We start from the raw sequence: 11314 nt of genomic DNA, 5'->3' as shown, positions 1-11314 counted from the left end.
CCCTCAGAACACCGGGACACCGTCCCGCGTCAGCCTCCAGCCCACCGACGCGAACACAGCCGGATCCACCGTCCCCCGCGCCCGCACCCACTGGATGATCGTGTTGCGGATCTCGTCCGAATCCGCCCACACCTGCGGCGCACCCGCCACGTGCGGAAACGCACCGCCACCGCTCGCCCGGTAGTTGTTCACCGCCAGGACGAACCTCGCCGCCGGGTCGAGCGGCCTCCCCTCGAACGCCAGACCCACGATCCGCGAACCCACCGGCTTCGCGATGTCGATCTCGTACGTCAGACCCGACACCGCGTCGTAGTTGTAATCCGGCGTGCCCTCCGCGTTCGTCAGCTTCGCCGTGTCCACCGGAGCACCCGCCGGAGTCAGCGCGTAGTACTTCGCCGAGAACTCCAGATAATCCTTCAGCTGGGCACCCGTCAGCACCCGCGCCTCCAGCGTGTTCTCGAAGGGATACAGCCCCGCCGCGTCCTTGATCGTGATCTCACCCGCCGGAATCCGCGCCGTACGCGAGAAACAGGAAGCCTGCGACAGCACCGGCAGCCCCGCGTACGCGCCACCCGCCAGAGCCGCCCGCACCGTCTCCGTCTGCACCACGTTGATCAGATCGATGATCGGCTCGTCCTTCCACGGCGCGTCGGCCGTGGACATGGCCGTCGTGGACGTCCCGATCACCTGGTTGACGTACGCGACCACCTTCCGGTGCTCGTCCGCCAGCAGCCCCGTGATCTTCGGGTCCTCCTCCACCACATTGGAGTTCAGGACCCGCGCACCCACCTTCTCCACCGACCAGCGACCCCTCTCCCACACCAGGTCGAAGTCGAACAGGGTCAGCCGCTGCCCCCACTTCAACGGCTCCGACAGCACCACGTCCCGGCCGGTCTCCCGATTCCTCACCCGGTACTCGGGAATCTCGCTGTGCGCGTGACCGACGAGGATCGCGTCGATGCCCGGCACCTGCTCCGCGACCAGCCCGGCCGCGTTCTCGACGTACGGCAACTGGTCACCGTACGACGACGTACCACTCGAACCGGAATGCGCCGACACCATCACCACGTCCGCACCCATCGAACGCAGCTTCGGCACCCACTTCGCCGCCTGCTCCTCCAGACCCGGGAACACCATCTTCCCGCCCACGTTCGCCTTGTCCCAGATCGCGATGCCCGGATTGGTCAGCCCCAGCACGGCCACCCGCACGTCCCGCCCGTGCGGAGTGCGCAACCGGTGCATGCTGTACGGAGCGAACGCCGGCCGCAACGTCTTCGCGTCCAGCGCGTTGGCACCGAGCAGCGGGAAGTCGCACTGCTCCTCGAACTTCCGCAGCACCGGAATGCCGTAATTGAACTCGTGATTGCCGAGAGCGGCCGCGTCGTACCCGATGGCGTTCATCGCCTGAGCCATCGGATGCACCGGACCCCGGCGCGCGGTGATCGGATCGACCTTGGCGTAGTAGTACGACAACTGGGTGCCCTGAATCGTGTCACCGGCGTCGATGAGAAGGGTGTTGCCCCGCCCCTTCTCCTCCCGCACCCGGTCCACCAGCGTCGAGATCTTGGCCAGACCGACGTCGTTGTGCGCCTTGTCGTCGAACTCCCGGTCCGTGAAGTAGTCCCAGTTGAAGACGTTCCCGTGCAGATCGGTCGTCCCCATCACGGTGAAGGAGTACCGCCTGGCCGGCCGGGGGCGAGGCCCGCCCCCATGAGCCTCTGCGGGAACGGCGACCCCGGCGGCGAGAGCGGTCCCGGCCCCGACGGCCACGGAGCCCTCCAGGAACGTCCGGCGGTTCAACGGCATGTGCTTCTCCTCGGTTCAATGGCGTCGTCTCAGGCGCACAACGCGCGTAGATTCTGACCCAGGAGCCACCCCGGCAACAGGTCTTCCGGGTCACGGAGTGGAAAAGCGTCCGATGTACGGCGACCCCCCGCCCCCGCGACCGACAGCCGCACAGCACCGCGACCGACCACCCGAAGACACCCGAACCGCTCATCGGAGCAACCCGCCGCACAGATTCAATACTTGTCAACCACCCTTCACCAAAAGGTGGTTGGGATGCCACGCCGCACGAAGCCACTACCCACCGGTAAGCCCTAGGCTCGACCCATGCGCCGAGCCAAAATCGTCTGCACCCTTGGGCCCGCCACCGAAACGTACGACCAGATCAAAGCGCTGATCGACGCCGGAATGGACGTGGCCCGCCTCAACCTCAGCCACGGCGGCCACACCGAACACGAAGAACGCTACCGACGCGTCCGCAAAGCCTCCGACGAAACCGGCCACAGCGTCGGCGTCCTCGCCGACCTTCAAGGCCCGAAGATCCGCCTCGGCCGCTTCCGCGAAGGCCCCGTACTCCTTGAACGCGGCGACCCCTTCACCCTCACCGTCGAACCCGTCGAAGGCGACCGCCACACCTGCGGAACCACCTACACCGGACTCGCCGACGACGTCACCACCGGCGAACGCATCCTCGTCGACGACGGCCGCGTCACCCTCGAAGTCACCTCCGTCGACGGCCCCCGCGTCCACACCCGCGTCGTCGAAGGAGGCATGGTCTCCGACCACAAGGGCCTCAACCTCCCCGGCGTCGCCGTCTCCGTCCCCGCCCTCTCCGACAAGGACGTCGACGACCTCCGCTGGGCCCTGCGCACCGGCGTCGACGTCATCGCCCTCTCCTTCGTCCGCAGCGCCCGCGACATCGAGGACGTCCACCGCGTCATGGACGAGGAAGGCCGCCGCCTCCCCGTCATCGCCAAGATCGAGAAACCCCAGGCCGTCGAGAACATCGAGGAGATCGTCGCCGCCTTCGACGGCATCATGGTCGCCCGCGGCGACCTCGGCGTCGAAATGCCCCTCGAACAGGTCCCGATCGTCCAGAAACGCGCCATCAAACTCGCCAAGCGCAACGCCAAACCGGTCATCGTCGCCACCCAGATGCTCGACTCCATGATCGAGAACTCCCGCCCCACCCGCGCCGAGGCGTCCGACGTCGCCAACGCCGTCATCGACGGCACCGACGCCGTCATGCTCTCCGGAGAGACCAGCGTCGGCCGCCACCCCGTCGAAACCGTCCGCACCATGAGCCGCATCGTCCGGGCCGCCGAGGAGGACGTCCTCGCCAAGGGCCTCCCCCCGCTCACCGAACGCAGCAAACCCCGCACCCAGGGCGGCGCCGTCGCCCGCGCCGCCGCCGAGATGGGCGACTTCCTCGGCGCCAAGTACCTCGTCGCCTTCACCCAGTCCGGCGACACCGTCAAACGCCTCTCCCGCTACCGCTCCCCGATCCCCCTCCTCGCCTTCACCCCCGACCCCGCCACCCGCTCCCAGCTCAACCTCACCTGGGGCGTCGAGACCTTCCTCGGCCCGCACGTCGACTCCACGGACGCGATGGTCGCCCAGGTCGACGAGGAACTGCTCCGGATCGGCCGCTGCGCGAAGGGCGACATCGTGGTCATCACGGCCGGCTCCCCGCCGGGCGTCGCGGGCTCGACCAACCTGGTCCGGGTCCACCACATCGGCGAAGCGCTGTCCTAGCCGGTGCGATGCCCGGTGTCAGTGCTTGGGCCCCACGTGCAGGTCCATGAGCGCGACGGACGCCTTGCGGGCGACGGAGACGTTCTGCGCGGTGCGCGACTGGTTCGCGGCCTTCCACGCAACGCCCACACGGTCGAGGGCGTCGGTGAAGAGCCCGATGATGTCGGTGGACGAGTTGGTGAAGAAGTAGCGGGGATACTCGTACCGCTTTCGCTCGCCACCGACGAGTCGGGTCGCCCAGTTCGTGATCCGGCTCCCGTCGGAGTGGACGAGCCCCCGGATGAAGGCCCACGGGTGCTCGTCGACGATTTTCCGTTGCCAGGCTTCGAGAGCGATGCGGCGCTCGTGCTTCTTGCCGTGCCCGTGCTGCGGAAAGAGGCACCCGAGGTGCTGGGAGTAGATCTTGACCTCCACGTACCCCCGCCTCTGCACCTTCGACGCGTGGTTGCCGGGCAGAACGGATTGCATGGCTCGCGCGCACGCGTCGATGAGCCCAGGCCAGGCATCGGCGCACGAGACGGAGAGGCTGGGAACCCGCATGGCACGGCTCTGGGCGATGTGGCCGTCACCGAGGTAGAGCCCGAACAGGTACGCATAGGCGGCTTCGTCGAGTTCGCGCCCGTCGCACCGTGGACACAAGGGGCTTCGCCTGCCTGGGCACTCGCCGCGCTTCGCGCGATCCACATGCTTCCAGTAGCCGATCGTGCCGAGTGGCACGCCCAGCATCTTGGCGACGGCAGAGTTCCTCTCACCGCTTCGCAGAAGGACGAGTGCCTGTTGACGGGTTCCCATGTCGTACACGCAGTCGATCGTGACTGGTTCACCGTGATGGCTTTGCGTCGATCGACGGAGTTCACGCGTGTGGGTGACGATCACTCGTCACTTGCGACCTTCGAATCGAAGGAAAAGTGCCCCGGGTCGGACTCGAACCGACACTGTGTGGGTTTTGAATCCACTGCCTGCTGCCAATTGGGCTACCGGGGCCCGCAGAATCAAAGGTTTTCCCTGACCCTCTGCGCGTCCACCATACCGCAGCTAGGTAGGCTCTTGGTGAGCTGTATCTGCCTGGAAGAGGCCTGAACGAGGAGCCCCCGTGACCGCCCCCGAGTCGCCCCAGCCCGTCGACGACGCCGACGCGTCGCACGTCCCGCCGCTGACGACCCGCGTCGTCATCGCAGAGGACGAGGCACTGATCCGCCTCGATCTCAAAGAGATGCTGGAGGAAGAGGGCTACACGGTCGTCGGCGAGGCCGGAGACGGCGCGCGGGCCGTCGAGCTGGCCCGCGAGCACCGGCCGGACCTCGTGATCCTCGACGTGAAGATGCCCGTCCTCGACGGCATCTCGGCCGCCGAGAAGATCGCCGGTGAGTCCATCGCCCCGGTCCTGATGCTCACCGCCTTCTCGCAGCGCGAGCTGGTCGAGCGGGCGCGGGACGCCGGTGCCATGGCGTATCTGGTGAAGCCCTTCAGCAAGAGCGACGTGGTGCCGGCCATCGAGATGGCGGTCTCCCGGTTCGCGGAGCTGCGGGCGCTGGAGAAGGAGGTCGCGGACCTCTCGCAGCGGCTGGAGACCCGGAAGCTGGTGGACCGTGCCAAGTCGGTCCTGCAGACGCAGTACGGGCTGACGGAGCCGGCCGCGTTCCGCTGGATCCAGAAGACGTCGATGGACCGCCGCATGTCGATGCAGCAGGTGGCGGAGGCGGTCATCGAGGACGCGGAGGAGAAGAAGGCGGCCAGGGGGCAGCAGCAGTAGCCCCGTCCGTCCGTACGGCGGAAGGCCCGTCCCGCGGTGTTGCGGGACGGGCCTTCCGTGTGAGCGGCTCGCGCCGGGTGGGTCAGTCCTCGCCGAGGTACGTCTTGCGGACGTCGTCGTTGACGAGGAGGTCCTGTCCGGTGCCGGACAGTTTGATCGTGCCGACCTCCAGGACGTAGGCGTGGTCCGCGAGGGAGAGGGCGGCCTGGGCGTTCTGTTCGATGAGCAGGATCGTCATGCCCTCGGCCTTGAGGGTGGCGATCGTCTCCATGATCTTCTGCATCATGATGGGGGAGAGGCCCATGGAGGGCTCGTCCAGCATGAGGAGCTTGGGCCGGGACATGAGGGCCCTGCCCATGGCGAGCATCTGCTGTTCTCCGCCGGAGAGGGTGCCGGCGGCCTGCTTGCGGCGTTCGCCCAGGATGGGGAAGAGGTCGTAGGACTTCCGGATGTCCTGTTCGATGCCGTCCTTGTCCTTGCGGAGGAAGGCGCCGAGGCGCAGGTTCTCCTCGATGGAGAGCCGGGGGAAGATGTGGCGTCCCTCGGGGGAGTGGGCGAGGCCGAGGGAGACGACCTTGTGGGCGGGGATGCCGCTGAGTTCCCGGCCGTCGAAGGCGATCCTGCCCGTGGTGGGCTTGATGAGGCCGGAGAGGGTGCGGAGCGTGGTGGTCTTGCCGGCGCCGTTGGTGCCGATCAGGGCGACGACCTGGCCGGCCTCGACGGAGAAGGAGATGCCCTTGACGGCCTCGATCTTGCCGTAGGCGACCCTGAGGTCCTCGACCTCCAGAAGCGCGGTCACTTGGAGTCTCCTTCGGTGGTGCTGTGCGCGTCGCCGGAGTCGGGCGCGGTTTCCGCGGCCGGGGTCTCCGCGGTGGCCCCGGGCTTCGCGTCCGGGGTGGCCGTGGTGTCCGGGGTGGTCGTCCGGTGGGAGTGGTCCTCGGCGGCCTGGACCTCGGCGGCCTCTTCGGCGCCGGGGGCTCCTTCGTAGGGGGTGCCGAGGTAGGCGGCGACGACGCGCTCGTCGCCCTGGACGACCTCGGAGGTGCCTTCGACGAGTTTTTCGCCCTGGACGAGGACGGCGACGCGGTCGCACAGGTTGAAGATGAACTTCATGTCGTGCTCGATGACGAGGACGGCGATGCCGAGGTCCCGGATGGCGAAGACGAGTTCTTCGGTGGTGCGGGTCTCGCTCTGGTTCATGCCGGCGGTCGGCTCGTCGAGCAGGAGGAGGCCGGGGTCGCTGGCGAGGGCGCGGGCGATCTCCAGTTTGCGCTGTTCGCCGTAGGGGAGGTTGCGGGCGAGGTGTTCGGACTTGTGGGCGAGGCCGACGAAGTCCAGGAGTTCCATGGCGCGTGTGCGGGAGGCGGCTTCGGCCTTCTTGAAGCCGGGGCCGCGCAGGAGGGCGGACCAGAGGCCCTCCTTGGTGCGGGTGTGGCGTCCGACGAGGACGTTCTCCAGGACGGTCATGTTGGAGAAGAGGCGGATGTTCTGGAAGGTGCGGGCGATGCCGGCCTGGGTGACCAGGTGGGGTTTCGGCGGGAGGACCGTGCCCTTGTAGCTGACCTGGCCCTCGGTGGGGACGTACAGGCCGGTGAGGCAGTTGAAGAAGGTGGTCTTGCCGGCGCCGTTGGGGCCGATGAGGCCGACGATCTCGCCTTCGCGGACGGTGAGGTTCACGTCGCGGACGGCGGTGAGGCCGCCGAAGCGCATGGTGACCCCGCTGGCGTCGAGGACGGTGGCGGTCGTGGCGGTGTTCTGGGTGGTGGTCATGGCGTCACGCCCCCGCCTTCGCCGTGCCGATGCCCGACTCCTCGGAGGGTCGTGGTTCGGGTACGGCGGGCTGTTCGTCGTTCTCGTGGAATTCGAGCTTCGCGCGCTTGTTGGCGATGAGGCCCTCGGGGCGGAAGCGCATGAGGAGGATGAGTGCGATGCCGAAGCCGAGGAGCTGGTAGTCCTGGAGGAACTGCAGCTTGGCCGGGATCAGGAAGAGGAGCGCGGAGCCGAGGATGGGGCCGCTGATGGTGCCCATGCCGCCGAGGATGACGGCGGCGAGGAGGAACGCGGAGTTCGGCGGTACGGGGCCGGCGAAGACGTAGTTCTCGGGGACGACCGTGGTGTTGACGTGGGCCTGGACGGTGCCGGCGAGGCCGGCGAGGGCGGCGCCGAGGGCGAAGGCGACGAGTTTGACGCGGAAGCCGTTGATGCCCATGGCGGTGGCGGCGGTCTCGTCCTCGCGGATGGCGACCCAGGCGCGGCCGATGCGGCTGTTGGCGGCGCGGGAGAAGACGATGACGACCAGGGCCATGACCAGGATCATCAGGAGGTAGTAGTTGGCGTAGGCGCCGAGTTCGATGCCGAGGACGGTGTGGGACTCGCCGAAGTTGTAGCCGAAGAACTCCAGCTGGGGGATGTTCGGGATGCCGTTGGGGCCGTTGGTGATCTGGGGTCCCGAGGTGCCGTCGAGGTTGCCCATGGCGATGCGGAAGATCTCTCCGAAGCCGAGGGTGACGATGGCGAGGTAGTCGCCGCGCAGGCGCAGGGTCGGGGCGCCGATGACGACGCCGAAGACCAGGGAGGCGGCCATGCCGGTGAGTGCGGCGGCCCAGAAGGGGAACTGGACGCCGAAGGCGGAGGAGGTGGCGCCGGAGACGAGGGCGGCGGTGTAGGCGCCGACGCCGAGGAAGGCGACGTAGCCGAGGTCGAGGAGTCCGGCGAGGCCGACGACGATGTTCAGGCCGAGGGCGACGGTCGCGAAGATGAGGATGTTGACCGCGATGAGGGTGTAGGTGTCGCCGCTCTGCTGGATGAAGGGGAAGGCGATCGCCGCGACGAGGCTGGCGGTGACGGTGACCTGGCGGTTCCGGGCGGTGATCGCGGAGATGCGGGCGACGAGTCCGGACTTGATCAGGGCGGTGGCGGCGAAGCCGACGAGGATCAGGAAGGCGACGAAGAGCTGCGGTTCGGAGTCGTCGGTGTCGATGCCGAAGGTGACGACGAAGAGGCCGAGTGCGAAGACGGCGGCGATGACGAGGATCTCGGCCCAGGAGGGGAGTTCCTTGGCGGGTGCGGCCTTGCGGGTGTCGTCGGGCAGCTTGTGGGCGGCGATCGCGGGGACGGCGGAGGCGAGGACGGCGATGCCGGCTCCGGGCTCCAGGTCGACAAGGGCGCCGAGTTCCACGATGATCGCGAGCGCGGTGAAGAGGGTGGTGGCGAAGGTGCCGAGGGCCAGGATCCACGTGGCCTTGCGGGCGCCGTTGGGGGTGAGCCAGCCGAGGCCCTTGATGCCGAGCGCGGAGAGCGCGTGGGCGGCGGTGAGGACGGCTCCGACGAGGGTGAGGAGCTGGAGTTCGGCCGGGTAGCCGTAGACGGTGAGGTTGCCGGGGAAGGCGGTGGTCCACGTCCAGGCGAGGAAGGTGCTGGCGAGGGTGGCGAGGCTGCCGCCGACGACGGTCCACAGCAGGGCGGTGGACTTGGGTGCGGCGGGGTTCTTGGGCTGGTTTTCGGTCATGGTGCTCACGCCCTGTCCGCGACGCGTTCGCCGAGCAGGCCCTGGGGCCGCACGAGGAGTACGAGGATGAGGAGGACGAAGGCCCAGACGTTGGCCCAGGCGCCGCCGCCGAGCTGCTGCATGCCGGGGACGTCCTCGATGTAGGCGATCGAGAGGGATTCGGCGATGCCGAGGACGACGCCGCCGACCATGGCGCCGTAGATGTTGCCGATGCCGCCGAGGACGGCGGCGGTGAAGGCCTTGAGTCCGAGGATGAAGCCCATCTCGAAGTTGATCTGGCCCTTGTCGACGCCGTAGGCGACGGCGGCGACGGCGGCGAACGCGGCGCCGATGGCGAAGGCCATGACGATGATGCGGTCGGTGTTGATGCCCATGAGCTTGGCGGTGTCGGGGTCCTGTGCGGTGGCCTGCATGGCGCGGCCGCTGCGGCTCTTGGAGACGAAGACGCCGAGGGCGAGCATGCAGAGGGGGGCGAGGACGAGGACGAAGGCGTCGGCGCGCTGGATGGAGAGGTTGCCGGCGATCTGGAAGGAGTCGCCCTTGAACTCGGGGAAGCTGACGGCCTTCTTGGCGTCGGGGTAGAACTGCCAGACCAGCTGCTGGAGGGCGATGGACAGGCCGATCGCGGTGATGAGCGGGGCCAGTCGGGGGGCGCCGCGCAGCGGGCGGTAGGCGAAGCGTTCGGCGGCGGTGGCGACGGCCACGGAGGCTATCGCGCCACCGACGATCATGAGCGGTATCGCCACCAGAAGGGACGTTCCGCTCGGCAGAGCGGTGTAGGTGGTGAGGGCGCCGAAGCCCCCGATCATGAAGATCTCGCCGTGGGCGAAGTTGATGAGCTGGACGATGCCGTAGACCATGGTGTACCCGATGGCGATGAGGCCATAGAGGGCACCGAGGGCCAGGCCGTTGGCCAGCTGTTGCGGCAGTTCGTTCACCGCAGGCCTCCGATGAGCTTGTCGGATATGACTCCGCGCGAGGGCGCTGTTTGCGCCCTCGCGCGGTTCGGTTCAGGTGGTGCGGGGTTCCCGGCGGGGTGCCGGGTGGGGGTTTACTGGTTGAAGGTGTCGCTCTTGACGTCGGTCCACTTGCCGCCCTCGACCTTGTAGACCGTGAGCTGCTTGTTGGTGGTGTCGCCGTACTCGTCGAAGGCGACCTTGCCGGTCACGCCGTCGAAGGCGACCTTGCCGAGGGCTTCGGTGACCTTGGCGCGGGCGTCGGTGGGGACCTTGCCGCCGTTGGCGGCGACGACGGCCTTGACGGCCTGGACGATGGCCCAGCCGGCGTCGTAGGAGTAGCCGCCGTAGGCCGCGTAGGGGTCCTTGTAGCCGCCGGCGTTGTAGTCGGCTATGAACTTCTTGGCGGTGTCGAGCTTCTCGACGGGGTAGCCGATGGAGGTGGCGAGGTCGCCGTCGTTGGTTTCGGCGGAGGCGCTGATGAAGGCCGGGTCGTAGAGGCCGTCGCCGCCCATGACGGGGATCTTGGCGCCGGTCTTCTTGATCTGGTCGGAGAGGAGGCCGCCCTCGGGGTACTGGCCGCCGAAGTAGACGGAGTCGGCGCCGGAGGTCTTGACCTTGTCGGCGGTCGCGGAGAAGTCGGTCTCCTTGACGGTGACGTGGTCGGTGCCGACGACCTGGCCGCCGAGGCGCTTGAACTCGTCGCTGAAGATGGCGGCGAGGCCGGCGCCGTAGGTCTGCTTGTCGTCGACGACGTAGACCTTCTTCTTGCCGGCGTCCTTGAAGAGGTACTGGGCGGCGAACTTGCCCTGGACGACGTCGGTGGCGGCGGTGCGGAAGTAGGTCTTGAAGGGGCGCTTCTTCTCGCCCTTGCCCCAGTTGTCGCCCTGGCTGAGGGCGGGGTTGGTGTTGGCGGGGGAGACCTGGGCGAGGTTGGCGGCGGCGAAGACGCCCTGCATCTGCTGGGAGACGCCGGAGTTCAGGGGGCCGACGACGCCGAGGACGTCCTTGTTGCCGACCAGTTTGGTGGCGTTGGCCTGGCCGGAGGCGGGGACGGCCTGGTCGTCGAGGGCTTCGATCTTGAAGGTGACGCCGGGGACTTCGTTGTTCTTGTTGGCGGTCTTGACCGCGAGGTCCACGGAGTTCTTGATGCCCTGGCCGAGGGCGGAGAGGGAGCCGGTCAGGGGGGCGTCGACGCCGATGACGACGGTCGTGGTGCTGCCGCCGCCGCCGTTTCCGTCGCCGGCGCCGCCCTTGTCGTCGCGCGAACCACATGCGGTGAGGGTGAGCGCTCCGGTGGTGAGCACACTGGTGAGGATGAGCAGTGAACGGTGTCGCACGAAGAATCCTTTCCCTGGCGCGGCCCCCTCGAGCTGAGGCGGTGCCGTGAAGCTGTGGAGCTGGAGGTGCCGTTTTCCGTGCCGGGCCGTACTGGATCGAGTGGGGCCGTGCAGTGGGGGCGCCCGGCGGCGCGGTGACTGGCCGTGACTCTAGGCGCAGGTGGGGAGGGTCGGGGAGCGCAGGGGTCAGGATGTGACTGTCTTGTTATGCCGAGGG

At 68.1% G+C, this 11314-nt stretch carries 9 protein-coding genes and 1 tRNA gene; 2 read left to right on the top strand and 8 right to left on the bottom strand.

All coding sequences use genetic code 11. The features are described from left to right. Positions 1 to 3: 3 nt before the first annotated feature. Positions 4 to 1806, bottom strand: coding sequence for a 5'-nucleotidase C-terminal domain-containing protein (locus tag ACZ6AQ_RS00875; protein ID WP_468756483.1), 1803 nt, complete (start codon positions 1804 to 1806; stop codon positions 4 to 6). Between the two features lie 306 nt (positions 1807 to 2112). Between ACZ6AQ_RS00875 and pyk the strand changes: the two genes are divergently transcribed. After that, positions 2113 to 3540 (top strand): pyruvate kinase, encoded by a 1428-nt coding sequence (gene pyk, locus ACZ6AQ_RS00870; RefSeq protein ID WP_468756481.1) that lies wholly within the window; start codon positions 2113 to 2115, stop codon positions 3538 to 3540. 18 nt (positions 3541 to 3558) lie between these two features. Here pyk and ACZ6AQ_RS00865 read toward each other — a convergent pair whose 3' ends face one another. Together ACZ6AQ_RS00865 and ACZ6AQ_RS00860 are read right to left on the bottom strand one after the other, a co-directional pair. Next, positions 3559 to 4332 (bottom strand): helix-turn-helix domain-containing protein, encoded by a 774-nt coding sequence (locus ACZ6AQ_RS00865; RefSeq protein WP_468757051.1) that lies wholly within the window; start codon positions 4330 to 4332, stop codon positions 3559 to 3561. Positions 4333 to 4449: 117 nt separating this feature from the next. Continuing rightward, positions 4450 to 4524: transfer RNA gene (locus ACZ6AQ_RS00860), tRNA-Leu, on the bottom strand. A gap of 109 nt (positions 4525 to 4633) precedes the next feature. On the opposite strand from ACZ6AQ_RS00860, the gene ACZ6AQ_RS00855 reads away from it, so the two are divergent. Continuing rightward, complete coding sequence (locus ACZ6AQ_RS00855; RefSeq protein ID WP_467392172.1) at positions 4634 to 5293, top strand: ANTAR domain-containing response regulator; 660 nt, start codon at positions 4634 to 4636, stop codon at positions 5291 to 5293. Positions 5294 to 5375: 82 nt separating this feature from the next. On the opposite strand, the gene ACZ6AQ_RS00850 is transcribed toward ACZ6AQ_RS00855, so the two are convergent. From ACZ6AQ_RS00850 to ACZ6AQ_RS00830, 5 genes are all read right to left on the bottom strand, one after another. Next, on the bottom strand, positions 5376 to 6092 hold the full coding sequence (locus tag ACZ6AQ_RS00850; RefSeq protein ID WP_388691620.1) for an ABC transporter ATP-binding protein: 717 nt from the start codon (positions 6090 to 6092) through the stop codon (positions 5376 to 5378). Then, entirely contained in the window at positions 6089 to 7063 is a 975-nt protein-coding gene (locus tag ACZ6AQ_RS00845) for an ABC transporter ATP-binding protein (RefSeq protein ID WP_468756480.1), read from the bottom strand. The genes ACZ6AQ_RS00850 and ACZ6AQ_RS00845 overlap by 4 nt, the downstream gene beginning before the upstream one ends. Before the next feature lie 4 nt (positions 7064 to 7067). Then, entirely contained in the window at positions 7068 to 8801 is a 1734-nt protein-coding gene (locus ACZ6AQ_RS00840; RefSeq protein ID WP_468756479.1) for a branched-chain amino acid ABC transporter permease, read from the bottom strand. Positions 8802 to 8806: 5 nt separating this feature from the next. Next, positions 8807 to 9739, bottom strand: coding sequence for a branched-chain amino acid ABC transporter permease (locus ACZ6AQ_RS00835; protein ID WP_388691628.1), 933 nt, complete (start codon positions 9737 to 9739; stop codon positions 8807 to 8809). A gap of 113 nt (positions 9740 to 9852) precedes the next feature. Next, positions 9853 to 11097, bottom strand: coding sequence for a branched-chain amino acid ABC transporter substrate-binding protein (locus ACZ6AQ_RS00830; protein WP_468756478.1), 1245 nt, complete (start codon positions 11095 to 11097; stop codon positions 9853 to 9855). Positions 11098 to 11314 lie beyond the last annotated feature (217 nt).

The organism is Streptomyces sp. NPDC041191, from assembly GCF_055591945.1.
Note: the sequence above shows the minus strand (reverse complement) of the source record. Positions and strands in the feature narration are given on the sequence as shown.

Excerpts from the sequence above, each read along its gene's own strand:
- ACZ6AQ_RS00875 (WP_468756483.1), bottom strand. The coding sequence starts at position 1,806 with ATGCCGTTGAACCGCCGGACGTTCCTGGAGGGCTCCGTGGCCGTCGGG.
- pyk (WP_468756481.1), top strand. The coding sequence starts at position 2,113 with ATGCGCCGAGCCAAAATCGTCTGCACCCTTGGGCCCGCCACCGAAACG.
- ACZ6AQ_RS00865 (WP_468757051.1), bottom strand. The coding sequence starts at position 4,332 with ATGGGAACCCGTCAACAGGCACTCGTCCTTCTGCGAAGCGGTGAGAGG.
- ACZ6AQ_RS00845 (WP_468756480.1), bottom strand. The coding sequence starts at position 7,063 with ATGACCACCACCCAGAACACCGCCACGACCGCCACCGTCCTCGACGCC.
- ACZ6AQ_RS00840 (WP_468756479.1), bottom strand. The coding sequence starts at position 8,801 with ATGACCGAAAACCAGCCCAAGAACCCCGCCGCACCCAAGTCCACCGCC.